This is a genomic window from Paracoccus beibuensis, from assembly GCF_026162625.1.
In the GTDB taxonomy this organism is placed as follows: Bacteria; Pseudomonadota; Alphaproteobacteria; order Rhodobacterales; family Rhodobacteraceae; genus Paracoccus; species Paracoccus beibuensis.
Window position 1 is genome coordinate 64882 of record NZ_JAOTBD010000014.1, and the last position, 15928, is coordinate 80809.

The 15928-nt window shown below is 65.3% G+C and carries 11 protein-coding genes; 8 read left to right on the forward strand and 3 right to left on the reverse strand.

Annotated features, from left to right (window positions below):
- The first annotated feature begins 25 nt into the window (after positions 1-25).
- Complete coding sequence (locus OC159_RS10755) at positions 26-961, forward strand: glycosyltransferase (protein WP_265501154.1); 936 nt, start codon at positions 26-28, stop codon at positions 959-961.
- A 124-nt stretch (positions 962-1085) separates the two neighbouring features.
- Positions 1086-1757: a phosphatase PAP2 family protein gene (locus OC159_RS10760; RefSeq protein WP_265501155.1), complete on the forward strand. Its 672-nt coding sequence runs from the start codon at positions 1086-1088 to the stop codon at positions 1755-1757.
- Here OC159_RS10760 and OC159_RS10765 read toward each other — a convergent pair whose 3' ends face one another.
- Positions 1758-2711, reverse strand: coding sequence for a polysaccharide pyruvyl transferase family protein (locus OC159_RS10765; RefSeq protein WP_265501156.1), 954 nt, complete (start codon positions 2709-2711; stop codon positions 1758-1760).
- Positions 2712-2997: 286 nt separating this feature from the next.
- On the opposite strand from OC159_RS10765, the gene OC159_RS10770 reads away from it, so the two are divergent.
- The 4 genes from OC159_RS10770 to OC159_RS10785 all read left to right on the forward strand — a co-directional run bounded on the left by OC159_RS10770 (position 2998) and on the right by OC159_RS10785 (position 10193).
- Complete coding sequence (locus tag OC159_RS10770) at positions 2998-5610, forward strand: AMP-binding protein (protein WP_265501157.1); 2613 nt, start codon at positions 2998-3000, stop codon at positions 5608-5610.
- A gap of 163 nt (positions 5611-5773) precedes the next feature.
- The gene (locus OC159_RS10775; protein WP_265501158.1) at positions 5774-6034 is read left to right on the forward strand and encodes a spike base protein, RCAP_Rcc01079 family; all 261 of its coding nucleotides are present in this window, start codon (positions 5774-5776) and stop codon (positions 6032-6034) included.
- On the forward strand, positions 6034-7410 hold the full coding sequence (locus OC159_RS10780; RefSeq protein WP_265501159.1) for a hypothetical protein: 1377 nt from the start codon (positions 6034-6036) through the stop codon (positions 7408-7410). Before OC159_RS10775 ends, OC159_RS10780 begins: the two co-directional genes overlap by 1 nt.
- Positions 7410-10193, forward strand: coding sequence for a right-handed parallel beta-helix repeat-containing protein (locus OC159_RS10785; RefSeq protein ID WP_265501160.1), 2784 nt, complete (start codon positions 7410-7412; stop codon positions 10191-10193). The genes OC159_RS10780 and OC159_RS10785 overlap by 1 nt, the downstream gene beginning before the upstream one ends.
- Before the next feature lie 883 nt (positions 10194-11076).
- Here OC159_RS10785 and OC159_RS10790 read toward each other — a convergent pair.
- Positions 11077-11925 (reverse strand): sulfotransferase family 2 domain-containing protein, encoded by an 849-nt coding sequence (locus OC159_RS10790; RefSeq protein WP_265501161.1) that lies wholly within the window; start codon positions 11923-11925, stop codon positions 11077-11079.
- Between the two features lie 171 nt (positions 11926-12096).
- Entirely contained in the window at positions 12097-13086 is a 990-nt protein-coding gene (locus OC159_RS10795) for an acyltransferase family protein (protein WP_265501162.1), read from the reverse strand.
- 254 nt (positions 13087-13340) lie between these two features.
- Between OC159_RS10795 and OC159_RS10800 the strand changes: the two genes are divergently transcribed.
- Both OC159_RS10800 and OC159_RS10805 read left to right on the forward strand, forming a co-directional pair.
- The gene (locus OC159_RS10800; protein WP_265501163.1) at positions 13341-14828 is read left to right on the forward strand and encodes a hypothetical protein; all 1488 of its coding nucleotides are present in this window, start codon (positions 13341-13343) and stop codon (positions 14826-14828) included.
- A gap of 12 nt (positions 14829-14840) precedes the next feature.
- The gene (locus tag OC159_RS10805; RefSeq protein ID WP_265501164.1) at positions 14841-15800 is read left to right on the forward strand and encodes a glycosyltransferase family 2 protein; all 960 of its coding nucleotides are present in this window, start codon (positions 14841-14843) and stop codon (positions 15798-15800) included.
- Positions 15801-15928: the final 128 nt, after the last annotated feature.

Consider the following 15928-nt stretch of genomic DNA (forward strand, 5'->3'; position numbering starts at 1 on the left):
ACCTTCCTGACCCTACGATGTGCCGATGACACCCGCCTCCGATCCTTCTCGTGCCTATCTTCTCGTCTCGCCCTGCCGGAACGAAGCCGACTACATGCGCCGCACCCTGGACAGCGTCACGGGGCAGAGCGTTCCTCCGGCCAGGTGGGTGATCGTCGATGACGGCTCCACCGACGAGACGCCGCAGATCCTGGCCGAATATGCGGCGCGCTTCCCTTTTATCCAGGTGGTCACCAAGCCCGACCGGGGGCACCGCGCGGTTGGACCCGGCGTGATCGAGGCCTTCTATCACGGCCTGGATCAGGTGCGGATGTCGGACTATCCCTACCTGTGCAAGCTCGACCTCGATCTGGACCTGCCACCCCGCTACTTCGAGATCCTGATGTCGCGGATGGAGGAAAACCCCCGCATCGGCAGCTGTTCGGGCAAGCCCTGGTTCCGCTCGGCGTCCGGTGCGTGGATTTCCGAAAAATGCGGCGACGAGATGTCGGTGGGCATGACCAAATTTTATCGCCGCACCTGCTTCGAACAGATCGGCGGCTTCGTCCGAGAGGTCATGTGGGATGCCATCGACTGCCACAAGGCGCGCCAGATGGGCTGGATCGTGGTCAGCTGGAACGACGACGACCTGCGCTTCGAACACCTGCGCCCCATGGGTTCCAGCCAGAAAAGCGTCTTCACCGGCCGCAGGCGGCACGGGTTCGGTCAGTATTACATGGGGTCGGACCCGGCCTATTTCATTGCGACCGGACTTTACCGGATGGCGCACCCGCCTTACGTGCTGGGGGGGCTGGCGACGATCCAAGGATATCTGGGCGCCTGGATGCGCGGCGAAAAGCAGCACGAGGATGCCGATCTGCGCCGCTTCATCCGCGATTACCAGCGCCGCGCCCTGCGGGTCGGCAAGTTCCGGGCCGTGGCCGAAATCGAAGCCCGGGCCGCACAGCGATGGACCCGCTGAAGCAACCGTCTGATCGGCGGCAGCTCTTCGAGCCATGCGGCGGTTGACTGTAACAGCCATGTGACACTTCAGTTACCTCCAGTGTTTCTGGAGGTGGTACATGGTTCCGTTCGATGCTTACGTGATGGATTGGTTGAATCCCTTTGCCGGGAAATCATCCGTCTTCGACTGGTTCGTTTCTCTTCTTGCGTCGAACGCGATCACAAAGGGCGCTCCTGTCGGGATCGCCTTCTTTTTCCTGTGGCACCTGCCGGGCAGCGACAGGACGCGCAACCGCAGCAGATTGCTTGCGCTGCTGGTGGCCACCTTCGTGTCGATCATCGTCGGCCGGGCCGCGGCGATGCTTCTTCCTTACAGGCCGCGCCCCCTGCACGCCGAAAGCGTCGACCTGCAGCTGCCGATCTCGGTCGATCCAAAGGTACTGGACGGGTGGTCGTCCTTCCCGAGCGATCACGCCGTGCTTTACGCCACGCTGGTTGCCGGGTTCTGGTTGGTCAACAGGTGGGCGGGCCTTGTCATGGCCCTCCACGCATTCGTCGTCATCGCCTTCGCCAGGGTCTACCTGATCTATCACTATCCCACGGACATCGTGGGCGGGGCCGTCATCGGCGCGATCATCGGCCTTGCGCTGGTTCCCCTTCTGGGCCGGGTGCTGGCCCGGTCGGGCATCGTCGAGGCGATGGAGAGCCATCCCCAGTACAGCTATCCGTTGCTGTTCCTTTTCCTGATGCAGATCGCGACGATGTTCAACAGCGCCCGGGAACTTGCCAAGGCGCTGGTATCGTTGGTCACGTGATCACGGCCACCGGGATTGATGCAGGTCGTCGTTCGTGGCCTGCAGCCGGTCCGACATCTGCGCGATCAGGTCTTCGGTCCGCCCCTCGGCGCTGAGGTGGACATGGTGGCGCATGGCGCGACGGATGTCGGCCGCCAGGATGCGTTCGATCACGGGGGCCGCCAGAACAAGCAGTTTCTTGACCCGCTGACGCCCGTCCTCGCCCAGGTCGAAGCTGCCGGTTTCAGGCATCCGCGCAGCCTTCGCGCCGGCAGGGCCCCCCACCGCGGGCTGCGGCGCGGGCTTTCTGGCCCGGGCCGCCCGCAGCTGCGACCGGAGTGTCCCCGTCAGCCGCCAGAACTTCTTGGGAAGGGCCAGGGATTCCGGCGCGTCGATCGTCAGGCCCAGGCCCATGGCCCAGTCATTCCACTTGTGGTCGTTGAACTGGTTGGAGATCTTGATCGGCACCCAGGGAATTCGGAACGCGTCCGCCATGATGGCACCATGCATGGATTCGGTCACGACCAGGTCGGCGCCGATGATCTTCCTGATGACCTCTTTTGCATCCTGGTTGGGAAGCACCACCTGCAGGTTGCACATCTGCCCGATCCGGCCCCAGTTGATCTGCAACTGTGCCGTCGAACGGTGAGGAATGAAGATCGTGCCGTTTCCCCCGCGCGGCAGCTGGGCAAATTCCGGCATGACCGTCAGCAGGGACGCCGGATCGCTGATGGCGATGCTGTCGTCAAGGCCCAGCAATCGTGCCGTCAGCGGCCCCCTGACCCAGGAAATGCGGACGCGATCCGGGTCGACGGGGCCAAGGCTGCTGTAACCCGAACCGCTGCCGCAGACCAGGACCCGGTCATATGCCTGAAGAACGCGTGTTCCCAGGATCGAGCCGATGCCGAACAGCGTTCTGTCCGGATAATGATCCCTCCATCCGGAAAGGAAATGATCCCAGAACCAGAGGTTCATGTCATCGCCGAAGTTTCCATTCTTGGAAGTGGCGTAATAAAGCTGCAAACGTCCCCCCTGTCCCGCAAGCAGATGATCCCGACCGCGTTCGGTCAGGGCGCTTGCATCTGCGATGTTTGCCTTGACTGGACGTGAACTGAACAGGATTTTTTATGCATCTTGTGTTGCAGAGCAGGTTTCTATCCGGCAGGCCCGCATCTGCCTGACCTTGTGCCGGTCAGAAAACCGAGACCCGGATAGGGGATGCTGCAAGATGATTAGCCTTGATCCCCTGGAAAGAGCGCAGATGCAGCTGACGACGCCCATCCTGACCCTGCCTGCCAGAAATAGCCTGGATTTCCTGCACCGGGTCTTTGCCTGCTGGGCCGAGGGCCGGATCTTTGCCATCACCCGCGATGCGGGGGCGATGTCGGGGCTGGGGTTGACGGTCGAGACGGGCGGCGACCCCCGGCCCGGCGGCGGCTGGGGGCGGATCGCGTACCGGCCCGGTTTCTCGGATGCCCCGGCGCAGATCACCTTCAGCTCCGGCACCGAGGGGCGGCCCAAGGCCATCGTGATCAGCCATCGCAACCTGGCCGACGTGGTCGAACGGCTGAACCGTGCCATGGGCGTCACCGACGAGATCCGCGAATATATCGGCGTTCCTGTCACCTATTCCTTTGGTCTGGGCCGTGCCCGCGCCGTGGCCGCCGCAGGGGGCGCCTTTTTCCTGCCCGACCGTTTCGACCCCGCCCAGATCCGCGACATGCTGCAGGCCGGAGAGATCAACGCCATCTCGGCCGTGCCCAGCCTGTGGCGTGTGGTGCTGGCCAATCCCGAGGTGATCGGGCCGCAGGGTGCCAGGGTCCGCTGGATCGAGATCGGCAGCCAGTACATGTCCGCCGCCGACAAGCTGGCCATGCGCCGCCTGTTTCCCAACGCCCGGATCATCCAGCATTACGGCCTGACCGAGGCGTCGCGCAGCACCTTCCTGGATCTTGGCGCCACGCCCGAGGACCGGCTGGATTCGGTCGGCCAGGCCGCAGGCGACGTCGAAATTCGCATCGCCGAGGACGGTGCCATCGCCATCCGCGGCCCCCATGTGGCGCTTGGCCTTCTGTCCGAGGGCGGAGAGATCCGCCCCCTGACCGACGACCAGGGCTGGCTGGTCACCCGCGACCGGGGAGAGATCCGGGACGGGTTCCTGTATTACCAGGGCCGCCTGGACGACCAGATCAACGTGGCGGGCGTCAAGTTGGGCGCCGAGGCGATCGAGGCCGAGATCCGCCGCCTGGTGCCCGCGGCCGGAGAAGGCTTTGCCATTGCCCCTGTCGCCGACGCCCTGCGGGGCGAGGCCGTGCTCTTGGGCATCGAGGCGCACCAGAAAGAACAAGGCAGGCTGATCGAGGAGGCCGCACGCCTGTGCCTGTCGCGGCGCGGCGTGCAGGTCGGACAGGGGGCCGGATCGGCGCTGAAGGTCCTGCACCTTGACCACCTGCCCCGGACCGGCACCGACAAGGTCCAGCGCCGCCTGCTGCCCGAACTGTGGAAACGGGACGCGGCCCCGGCCGAGGGGCTGGTTCTGGGCGCCGGCGGCATGACCGCTGCGGATCTGTCGCCCCACGAGGCGCGGGTCGCGGACCTCTGGGCGCGCGTGGTCGGGACGGACGATGTCTCGGCAGAGTCCAGCTTTTACGACCTGGGCGGGGACTCGCTCAGCTCGGTGCAGATCGGCCTGGTGATGGAGGGCGCAGGCATGCCGCGTGCCGTCGTGCGCGCCACGATGGAGGGGCGCAGCCTGCGCGACGTCGCGGTGCTGCTGGACGACGGCGGACCATCCCCGGCCGTGGCCGCCTTGCCCGATGCGGCGCGGCGCAGCTGGTCGATCACCATGATGCGCGCCATCATGGCGCTGTCGGTCATCCTGTCCCACTGGGGGCCGGGCTTTTTCGGTCGCCTTGGCGTGGCGCAGCAGGCCGAAACCGCGCTGTCCTTCCTCTACCGGATGGGCACGCCGGGCTTTGCCGCGGTCTTCGGCGTCGGCATCGGGTATTTCATGCTGCCCGATTTCGCGGCAAAGCGGAAATCCGTCCTGCGCCGTCTGAACAACGCGTTCCGGCTGGTCTTGCTGGGAATGGTGCTGCTGGCAACCATCCGGCTGGCCAATCTGGTCGTGCGGGATCAGCCGGTAACGGGGCTGGAGGTGGCGCACGCCTTCTATGGCGTGCTGGGATACTATGCGCTGATGCTGGGCACGGCGCGGTGGTGGCTGCCGCCCCTGGCCCGGCCGGCGCGGCCGATCCCCTGGCTGCTGGCGGGGCTGCCGGTGCTGTGGATCCTGTGGCAGATCGCGCCCCTGCTGCTGCCGTGGCAACAGTTCCAGTCGGTGCTGGAATGGCCGCGGCTGATGCTGCTGGCGGGCTACAACGTCTTCAAGATGAGCGCGGTCGCGGCGGCCGGCATGGCGGTCGGCGTCTGGATGTCGCGGCAGCGCGACAGTGCCGAGGCGGCGCGCCGCCTGATGCTGGGTGGCGGTCTGGCCATGGTCCTGGCCGCGCTGAGCCTGGTCGAGGCCCACGGCGTCCACGTCTTCGACAACCGCGGCAGCGCGGTCTTTACCTCTCTGCCGGGGCTGGTCTTCTATATCGCTTTCGCCGGTTTCGGCATCGGCCTGTTCCTGAGGCTGCTTCTGTCCTGGGACAGCCTGTCCGCCGCCCTGCGCCTGCCCTTGCAGGTGCTGCTGGTGATCGGGGGGCTGGCGCTGCCGATCTATGTCTTCCACGGGCTGGTGATTCCGGGGCGGGACCTTCTGGCGGCCCTGGGGGTGGGCGGGGGTGTTGCGCTGGCGGCCACGATGGGGATCTTTCTGGCCGTGATGGCATATTCCGGCAAGCGGTTGTGGCGCATGTATTTCAGCTGAAGAAAGCGTCCCATGGGCAGCATTCCGCAACACCGGCGCCTGGGGGCGGATGCTTGCTTAATGGGGCGTTAACTTCCTGAAACAATATTTCCAGCTCATCGCCCTCTGGCTGCACTCTTCAACCAGAGGGGGCGGCGGTTTGCCAAGCAGTTGGAGATTTCCCATGATCGATCTGTTCAAGCACAATGTGCCCGGCCTCGAAAGCCCGGCGACCTACCTGAAGAACGTCATCCCCGATGACGCCACCGATCTGGACCTGGCCAGCCGCGCCATCGCCGTGGGCACCGAAGGTTTTGTCAACCTGATCACGGTCGATGGCTCGACCGGCCGCATCTTCGCGGTGCCCGGCGCCCCCTTCCCGATCCGCGTGCGCCGGATCCTGGCCACCGGCACCACCGCGACCGATATCGTCGTCCTGGCATGATGCTGCGGCTGGGGGTGGCCATCGGCCCCCGTCGTGTGCACGCGTCGCAGCCGCGGCCCGTGCCCGAGATCCTGCTGTCGCTGTCGGCCGGCAACGCCGACGTTCCCGCACAGGTCGACGCGCTGACCCTGACGATCGAGGCGGGCCCCTATGCCGGAACCTATCCGGTCACCCGGGCCAGTCTGGCGCAGGGTCCGCTGTGCCTGGTGCCTGCCACCCTGAGCCCCGCCCCGGCCGGGCAGCCGCTGACCGCTGTTCCCGGCCTTTGGGTCTATGACGCCAATCTGGGCCCTGTCGAGACCTCTCGGCAGTGGCTGGCGGACGGTGCGGTCCTGGCCGATCAGGCCGGGCTGCAACTGGAGTTTTCGGCACAGCTGCAGGGCCGAACGATCGCTCACGTCGAAACCGCCCGCCAGGCGGCTGTCGAGGCGGTGCATCAGACACCGGCGGTCGTCTGGCCGCCCCAGGAGCCGGATACCGGCGAGTCCGATCCCGAACCGGAACCCGAGGCCCCCGAAGAGCCCGTGTTCAAGCCCGAATGGGTCATCCTGTCCGACCAGCGGATCTCTCTGAGCAACGTCACGACCAGCTCGGGCACGGTCAGCTTTTCGATCGACGCTTCCTCGGCCTATCAGGGCAGCTTCATCATCCATGCGGCCGATCTGGCCCAGGGTCCGGTCTGCCTGGTGCCGCCGGCCGTTGCCGGCACCACCGAGGACGGCGCGTCCCTGACCGCAACGCCCGGCCTGTGGGTCAGCCTGTCGGAGCAGATCACCTGCACCGGCGAATGGCTGCACGACGGTCAGGCCACGGGCGGGGCCGGGACCGCCCACGTGATCCGGATCGCCCAGGATGGTGGCGCAAGCCTGTCCTATCGCGAAACGGCGACGGATACCGCGGGCAGCCGGCAGGCGCTCAGCGCTGTTGTCGCGGTTCCGGCCGCGCCGGCTGTCGTCGTCCCGCCGTCCGATGGCTGGACCGCCCTCGAATGGCGCAATGCCACCGGCGGCTACGCCGGCCAGGCCACCCGGGGTGCCGACGGGTCGATCACGGTCACAAGTGCCAGCGGCAACAGGGCAGGCAATCCCCGCGTCCATTTCGACGTGACCCCGGGAGAGACCTATCAGCTGGAAACGGTCGTCGAATACGGCAATGCCACCCGGATCATCGGCCGCCTGTCCGACGCGACCGGCAACAATTCGGGACTGGACGTCGCGGTTTTCGACGTTTCGCGTCCCGCCGACCAGACCCGGCTTGTCCGCAGCGACACGTTCACGCCGACGACCGGCTGCATCGCCATGCACTATGTCTTCGTCATGGGGCTGGCCGGGCAGGCCCGGATCCTGCCCGAAACCCGCGTCAAGAAGGTGTCCTGATGTCCATGCATTTCCACAGCCCGGCGCTGACCGGCAAGGCTTTTGCGCTGACATCCAACAACCTGATCTTCGCGGTCAGCGCATGGGGCAGGCGGCCGCTGGTCACCAGCCTGTCGGCCTCTGCCGGACGGATGAACACCTTCGCGGACCTGGCCTCGGTCGAGGGGCTGGAGGTGCTGCGCCGCGCCGACGGCACCACCGGCCTGAACCTTCTGGATCTGACCGAGGGCGGCACCTATCCGGCCAAGCTGAGGGACGGGCAGAGCGTGGCGCTGGAAGTCGTCCCGCGCACCCAGAAGCGCGGCCATGCCAGCGGCATCCATTATTGGCTGCCGGTCGATGCAGAGGGGCGCTTCACGCCTGAACCCGGCCAGCGCCACCGCAAGGTCCATGTCTCGGGCGCGGCCTCGGCGCTGACCAAAGCCATGATCGCGGCCAAGGCCGGCGTGGCGGAAAGCACCGTCACGGGTCCCTGGCTGATCGAGCGCCCGGAATTCGGCAGCACCCCAGACAAGGCCGTGGCGCTGGACGTGTTCGGCATGATCTTCGGCACCCTGGTCGGCGGCGGCAAGCAAAGCCGTTCGGACTGGTTCCTGTTCGAGCGCGGCTACAGCTATGTCCGGGGTGCGCATCAGGGTGCCTATTGGCGCGGCGAGGACGAGCTGCACCCCATCGTCTTCGGTGCCTGGGGCAAGGGTGCCCGGCCCGAATTCCCGCAAGGGTTCGAATGGATCGGGCTTGGGCCGCGCTACATGGTTCTGCGCGATCTTGCGATCTCGCACTTCAACCCGCGCCACGGCTACGGGATCATCGTCGAGAACTGCCGCATCACCGGTTCGAATGAAAGCCAGTTCCGCGACCTGAACATGTGTTCCTGGAAAGAGGTCGCCCTTTACGACATCGCGAAGGTCACGCCAGGCGGCACTCCGCCCCGAACCTATTGGGACGGCAGCTCGGACCGCATCAGCGGCGCCTATGGCGGCAGCGCCAAGAACCTGATGATCGCGGGTTGCGTCGTGGACCGCTGTGGCTGGGCCGAGGGCTATGACTACAACCGCAGCGCCGCATTCCCGATGCCGCCGTCGGACCGCAACCACGGGCTCTATCTGACGTTCAGCTGCCAGGACCTGACCCTGCGCGACAACCTGATTTCCCGCAACGCATCCTGCGGCCTGCAGATCCGCTGCGGCGGCCAGTACGAGCGCAACCTGTTCATCGAGAACAACATCCAGGCCGCCATCCATTCCGGCACCAAGCTGGGGCCGATCAACCAGTTCACGAACTTCGTCGACGGGGTGGTCTTCGGATCGGGCTACAAGAAGGTAAACGGGTTCCAGGGGGCGACCAACTGGGGCCATGACATCACGGGCTACCAGACGGCGATGATCGGCAATATCGTCGCGCACCGTGCCAACCCCGACGATCCCGCGCAGTTGGCCGAGCGCAACAACCTGGACCGCCCCGACTGGGAAGGCGGGCAGCCCTACAGCTTGGCCGGGCGGATGCTTTTCAACGACACGCAGGTCTGGCAGTGGCGCAGCGGCCGCGACGACACCGACATGTCGGAAAACGTCGAGGGACTGGATCCTGCCGTCCTGAACGACACCACCATCCAGAACTACGCCGGATCGGTGATGGGGCAGCCTTCCGCAACCATCGATCAGTTCGTCCAGCATGTGAAGGCAAACGACCAGATCGCCCAGGACGTGAGGGATGCCATCCAGTGGGCCCGGACCCGCTTTGGCCGCCCGATCCCCAAGCGTGCCCACCCCGCCGACCTGACCTTCCTGCCCGACCCTCGGACCGAGGGGTTCCGCTGGGACAACCGTCGCAACTGGACGACCCGGACGCTGCCGGGCGATCATGCCGCGGATGCGGCGAACCTGGACGGCAACTTCGTGCGCTTCGGCACGCTGACGACCGACATTGCCGCACTGACCTTCGGCGGCGGGTGGCTGGACGTGACCTCGGGCAGCCTGACGGTTGGGACGATCATGGACCCGGCGATCATCAAGGTCGGCTATGGGGGCCAGTTCTTCTGCGGTCGGACCAGCCAGCCCATGGAGATCGAGGCGGCCTCGGGCCGAGTCGGGTTTACCGGGCAGGTAAGCGACCTGGACATGGCGGCTGACGGCAAGGTGCAGGTCCTGTTGGGACCGGATGCCACCGTGCCTGCCGGGCGCAAGCTGACGATCGGCGGCCCGCGCGCCATGGTGGGCTGGGACGGCGCCGGGACGGCCAAGCTGACCGTCCAGGGCAAGCTGGAGTTCCGTGCCGGAGCGATGCTGGAAATCGGCGATGCGCTTTACAAGCACCGCCTTGTCGATCCCGGCAATCCGTTGATCGCGTCCGAGAGCGGCGTGTCCGGCAGGATGTCCGACTTCGAGGAGTGGAACAAAAGCACCAGCCGCCTGCACATGTACGACCTGTCCGCACTGCCGCAGGTCGGCGAAAAGCTGACCGTCGGCCATACCGAGTACGTGGCCGATGACGGCGACTACAATACGCCCCAGCTGGTGAACGTCGTCGGCATCCTGTCGCGCGGCCTGCCCAGGCTGCAGCGGTTCCGCTCGGGCATGATCGGCGACGGGCTTGCCGCACCGACCGTCACGGCCGAGGTCGTGCTGACCGCCGGTTCGGAGGTCGCGGTTTCGGGGCTGAACCTGCTGTTGCCCGGCAGCTACGAGCTGACCGGAGAGGGCGTCGCCGTCACCGACCGGGGAGCGGTCCTGCCCGAAGGCGTGGCGGTGACCAACGGACGGCTGGTGCTGACCGTCAAATAGGAAGGAAGTCGGCGCCCGCGCAGCAATGTGCGGGCGCCATGCATTTCATGCGAATTCGGCCGCAAGGCAGGCCTGGAGGGGCGGGAATTCTTCCATGCCAGAAAGTATTCCTCGGGCCACCTGAAGCTGATTTCCGCTATTGTGATCGACAGGAGCGGAAACACCGCGGTGACGATCCACTCACATGGCGCGTCGTTTAGCCCCAACTGCCGGCCATCAGGTGCGCCACATGCAGCCCGATCAGGTGACAAAGACAAAGCCCATGGCTGATTTCCCCGATGCGAACGACGGGTCATCGCCTGGCGGGCGACGTGATCTTCGCGCATGACCAGCGCGGCCACGGTCGGCCAGCCGTGAAAATCGACCGGCACGATTTCAGGTATCCCAGAAGCAGCGCGAACATGATCAGCGGTGTCGCCCGCGTTCCGCAGAGCCTGAAGAAAGCCGCTAGCCTGCCGATGGTCAGGACGGACAGCAAAACCAGCAGCAACGGCCAGAGCGGGTAGCATTGCTCCTCGACCGACAGCGATCAGGTGATCGACAGCAGGGGGATATCGCCCTGCAGGAAATTCGCCAGTTGTCCCGCCCCTTGCAGGGAATCCAGAACGGGGAAACCGCCGTCACCAGCAGCAGATGCGCACTGCGCAACGACGGCTGAACCCTTTCAGCGAAATCCGCCGTTCCGATCAGGTTCGCGCAACAGCAATGTCGTGATCAGAAATCGGGCAATGGAAAAAACCTACGTCCACAAAGCCGTTCCGCCACAAGCAGACTGCCTGTTCGGCGAACGCTGATGAGCCGACGTCGCTGCAGGGCCTGCCTGTGCAGCGGCTTGACCCGCAGCATGGCACAGGCGGACAAGGAAACAGCGGCCGAATGATTGTCACGTGCCGGAGGTCGGAGGAACGGCCAGCAGGTTGTCCGCCTGCAGCGCCGCCTTCAACGTCTCGGACCGGGCCATCACCTGGTGATAGATTTGTGCATCCTCGTCATAGTGGCGTTCGACGAAGGTGCGGACTTCGGGCATGTCAAGGATGCCGCTGGCCTCGGCCGCGCTCTTCCTGGCCGACAGCAGCCGCAGCGCGCTGTCCTTGATCCGGGCATGCAGGTCCAGCGGCAGGGTGCGGCGCAGCATGTCGTTCACGCGGTAGGCAAGACCGCCGATCTTCTTGAAGCGCAGTTCGATATTCTGGTTGCTGCGGGTGTCCGATTCCATCGGCGTGTCGGTGATTCGGCCGATATGGGCGATGAAGTCGGGCACCAGCGCCATGGGGATCAGGTGATCGACCATCCTGCGGTCCCCGTCGAAGATGAAATCGCGCTGCCGGGCGAAGAAGATAAACTTGCTGGACGGGTTGTCCAGCTGGTCTGCGACCTCGTCCAGGGTCTTCAGCGTCAGCTGGCGCAGTTCCTCTGCCGGGATCAGCGTCATCGGCCGCTGGTCATAGCGCCACAGCATCTGGCGCAGCGACGATCCGAACCGCTCCAGCGGGTCGCGCACCACCGCGTAAGAGGTGAAGCGTTCCAGGTAATCGTATTCCCGGGGGAAATGCTGGCGCAGGATCGGCAAGGGCACATGGCCGAAATCGATGTTTCCCAGTTCGGGATGCCTGCCCACCTCGCCCATGGAAAGGTGGTCCGGATCGCATTTGACGATCTGCGTGCGGACCGAGGTGCCTGCGCATTTCGGAATATGGACGAAGACGAACCGGTGGCGCGGGCTGATGATCATGGCATGGACCTTTGTCTCGGCTTCAAGCGGCGGCCCTGTCCGACCGGGACCTCGACCACTCACCTGCGGGCAATTGCGGGACATCGCGAAGGTGGCGAAGGCATTCATAGCGGTTGCCGCGACAGATGGGCAAGTCTGACCCAGGTCCGTGCCCATCCTGGCTTCGGGCGTTCACAGCCGGCCGGTCCTGCGTCGGCTCTTCGCCAGTGCAGCCAAGTTCAGGCCCGGTCCCGATCCGGCGACGGCAAGCCTGGCCCTCTCCAGTGCGCAAGACGTCGCGGCTGCAACAAGAAAGCAGATCCACGGGGCCGACAGCCAGAGGATCAGATATGCCGCCGGAAAATGCAGAACCTCTGCCCTGTGATAGAGCGCGCCGAGAATATGGAAAAGAACGCCGTGCGACAGGAAGAAAGGAAACGCATGGCGATCAAGGCGCGCCAGGGCCGGCAGGTGACGCCCTGAAACCATGGCCAGGGCCCAGAAGCCCAGGCTGGCTGCCGGACGCTTGATCAATGCGTCGAAATAATGGCTGTCATTCATCGTGGGCCACACGGCGCTGGCAACGGAGATCAGCGCAAGCGCAGCGATCGCAGGGCCGGCCCAATTGCGCCGCAGCGGGATCGGGCAGACATGCAGAAGAACTCCGGCAGTGTAAAAGAAGACGATCTGCGGTCTCAGGATCAGGACCGTTTTCAGGTCCGCAAGATATATCGTGGTGATTGCGCCCATAAGCAGCAGGGGCGATCTTCTTGCGGCGCCCAGCAGCAGCGGCGTCAGGGCGGACATGACAAAGATGTCCCGCAGGAAGGTCAGGTATATCAGCTTCGAACTTCCCGTCAGGGCCAAAAGATCATTGATCCCCGACCCTCCCCAGAGTGCGATGGCAATGCCGTTCCAGATGATCATCGGCACGATCAGGCTGCGGAAGCGTTTCCCCAAGGCATCCAGATAACTTCTCCTGGAAAAGAAGCTTACCATCAGGTAACCGGAAATGACCGAGAGAAGCGGAACGCTGGACCTTCCAAGTGTATCCGAGACGATTTCGGTAAGGGCGTCGTGCTCGGCGCCAGCGGGCTCCAGAATGTGCAGATGCACATAGCTCATGAACAGGATACAGAAAACCCTCGATATCCTGATCGCGTCGGAAAAATTGTTGTCCAATTAAACCTGCAAAAGCTGAACATTTAAAACTCGACCGACATCGTCATCGGGGCGTGAAAATGCATGCCCATAAAATGATCTGAAGCCGTTCTTGATTTATAATTTTTAAATCTTTGCGAGTCTTGTTGAAAATACCGCCCACCGCTCAACCTGAGCGGTGGGAATTATCTTCTGCGCAGTGGATGACGGCGGGCTCTGACGCTCGGCGGGGACGAAGGCCAGCGTTGATCCGGAACAAGCCGATACAAATCGACATGGCGCCAGCGACGCGGCTATGGCAGGAAACGGCCATGGTCTCGATGGTTGCGGTCTTGTGCTGGCCTGTGGTGGTGTTCTGGCTGTTTGCCAAGCGAACGCCCGCAGAGGCTGTGACCGCCGCGATCCTGGGCGCCTATCTGCTGCTGCCGCGTAACTATGCGATCAACCTGCCGGCAATCCCCACGCTGAGCAAGGATTCCATCCCTGCCATCGCGGCGGTTCTTGCGGCCATCATGATGCTCAATCCGGCCAGGCTGCGGACCTTGGCGCCGGGCACGATCCTGCCCGGATGGGTGCCGCGCAGCCGCGCGGTCCAGCTGCTTCTGGTGCTGATGGCCGTGGGCACCGTGCTGACGGTGCTGACCAATGGCGACCGGCTGTTTTATGGCGGGCGCGTCCAGCCGGCCCTGCGGCCTTATGACATCGCATCAACCCTGGGCAACACGCTGTTCATGGTCCTGCCCTTCCTGCTGGCGCGGAAATACCTGGCCCACCCCGAGGGGCAGAGGACGCTGGCCATCGGGATGGTCGTGGCCGGCCTGCTCTATTCGCTGCTGGCGCTTTACGAGGTGCGGATGTCGCCGCAGCTCAGCCGGATGATCTATGGCTATTTTCCCCATGACTGGCGGCAGCACCTGCGGGGCGGAGGCTATCGCCCGGTCGTGTTCCTGCAGCACGGTCTGTGGCTGGCGATCTTCTTCTGCGGGTCCTTCCTGGCGGCACTTTCTCTGTGGCGCAGCAGCACGGGTCCGATGCGGACCAGGTGGCTGATGGCGTCCATGTGGATGTTCATGGTGCTGGTGCTGTCCAAGGGCGTCGGAGCGATGGCCATCGGGTTGTTTCTGGGGGCGCTGATCATCTTTCTGCCGATCCGGCTGCAGATCCTTTGCGCGGCCGCCTTGGCGGGGACGCTGCTGACCTATCCGATGCTGCGCGGGGCGGGGCTGGCGCCCACGGGAACCGCGCTCGACATCGCCTATGACTATGACCCGGGGCGCGCGGCATCGCTGCAATACCGCTTCGACAACGAGGACATCCTGCTGGAACGTGCCAACCTGCGACCGCTGTTCGGATGGGGGGGCTGGGGACGCAACCGCGTCATCAGTGCGGAAGGCGCCGACATCAGCACGACCGACGGCTATTGGATCATCAGCATCGGCACCAAGGGCTGGCTGGGCTATCTGGCGGAATTCGGTCTGCTGCTGATCCCGATGATCTTCCTGGGGCTGCGATGGAAAAGCCTGGGGCTGACGCCGGCCACGGCCGGTGTCGCCATGGCGCTGACCGCGAACATGATCGACCTGATCCCCAACGGCACGCTGACGCCGGTGACCTGGCTGCTGGCCGGCGCGCTGGCCGGCCGGCTGGAACTGGGCCGCGTCACGGACGAGGGGCAACAGCCCGCAGAGGGGCTTCCCCCGCGGCAAAACGCCTATACGCGGCAGGTCCGGCGCCATCCGGGCCATGTGCCGTCCCCCAGCTAGAAGGACCTGCGGATGTCCGATCCGACCATCGACGCCGTCGCCATCGGCCGCAACGAGGGCGAGCGCCTGCTGCGCTGCCTGGACAGCCTTCGGCAGGCGGGCCTGCGCCACATCGTCTATGTCGATTCGGGATCGACCGACGGCAGCATCGCGGCAGCCGAGGCGCGGGGCGTTCAGGTGGTCCGGCTGGACCTGTCGGTGCCCTTCACCGCCGCTCGCGCCAGGAATGCCGGCGTCGGGGCGCTGCCGGGGGATTCCGACCTGATCCAGTTCGTCGATGGCGATTGCAGCCTGGTCCCCGCCTGGATCGGCAAGGCGGCCGCGTTCATGGACGACAACCCCACAGTGGCGGCCGTCTGCGGCCGACGCCGAGAGATTGCGCCAGAGGCCTCGATCTACAACCGGCTGATCGACCGCGAATGGGACACTCCCGTCGGGCCGGCCCGTGCCTGCGGCGGCGACGTGCTGATGCGGCGGACGGCCTTTGCCCAGGTCGGCGGCTTCGATCCCCGCCTGATCGCCGGCGAAGAGCCCGAGTTGTGCGTGCGGCTGCGCCAGGCGGGCTGGCAGATCTGGCGCCTGGACGCCGAGATGACGCGCCACGACGCCGCCATCCGCCGTTTCGGCCAATGGTGGCGGCGCAGCCGGCGGGCAGGCCATGCCTATGCCGAAGGGGCGGCTCTGCACGGTGCGCCGCCCGAACGCCACAATGTCGCCCAGACCCGGCGCGCGCTGATCTGGGGCCTGGGCGTGCCGCTGGCCGCGGTGCTGGGGGCGCTGCTGCTGGACCCGGTCTTCCTGCTGATCCTGCTGCTGTGGCCGCTGCAGGTCCTGCGGCTGTCACGGCGCGACGGCGATCCGGTTCGCGCCACCTTCCTGACCCTGGGCAAGATCCCCGAAGCCCTGGGCGTACTGGAATATCACCTCAAGCGCCTGACCGGGCGCAGGACCGGGCTGATCGAATACAAATAGAAGGTGCGGTGGGCTCAACCGGTCAGCGCAACGGCTCGTTCGAAGGTATCAGCCGGCGTCTGGAAGCCAAGCGTTGTGCGTGGCCGTTGAGCCGCAGGGCAACGTGGTCGAGGTCGCTCCGAGTGTGG

Coding starts and splice junctions, on each gene's coding strand:
- OC159_RS10755 (WP_265501154.1), top strand. CDS start 26: ATGACACCCGCCTCCGATCCTTCTCGTGCCTATCTTCTCGTCTCGCCC.
- OC159_RS10760 (WP_265501155.1), top strand. CDS start 1,086: ATGGATTGGTTGAATCCCTTTGCCGGGAAATCATCCGTCTTCGACTGG.
- OC159_RS10765 (WP_265501156.1), bottom strand. CDS start 2,711: ATGAACCTCTGGTTCTGGGATCATTTCCTTTCCGGATGGAGGGATCAT.
- OC159_RS10770 (WP_265501157.1), top strand. CDS start 2,998: ATGCAGCTGACGACGCCCATCCTGACCCTGCCTGCCAGAAATAGCCTG.
- OC159_RS10775 (WP_265501158.1), top strand. CDS start 5,774: ATGATCGATCTGTTCAAGCACAATGTGCCCGGCCTCGAAAGCCCGGCG.
- OC159_RS10780 (WP_265501159.1), top strand. CDS start 6,034: ATGCTGCGGCTGGGGGTGGCCATCGGCCCCCGTCGTGTGCACGCGTCG.
- OC159_RS10785 (WP_265501160.1), top strand. CDS start 7,410: ATGTCCATGCATTTCCACAGCCCGGCGCTGACCGGCAAGGCTTTTGCG.
- OC159_RS10790 (WP_265501161.1), bottom strand. CDS start 11,925: ATGATCATCAGCCCGCGCCACCGGTTCGTCTTCGTCCATATTCCGAAA.
- OC159_RS10800 (WP_265501163.1), top strand. CDS start 13,341: ATGGCGCCAGCGACGCGGCTATGGCAGGAAACGGCCATGGTCTCGATG.
- OC159_RS10805 (WP_265501164.1), top strand. CDS start 14,841: ATGTCCGATCCGACCATCGACGCCGTCGCCATCGGCCGCAACGAGGGC.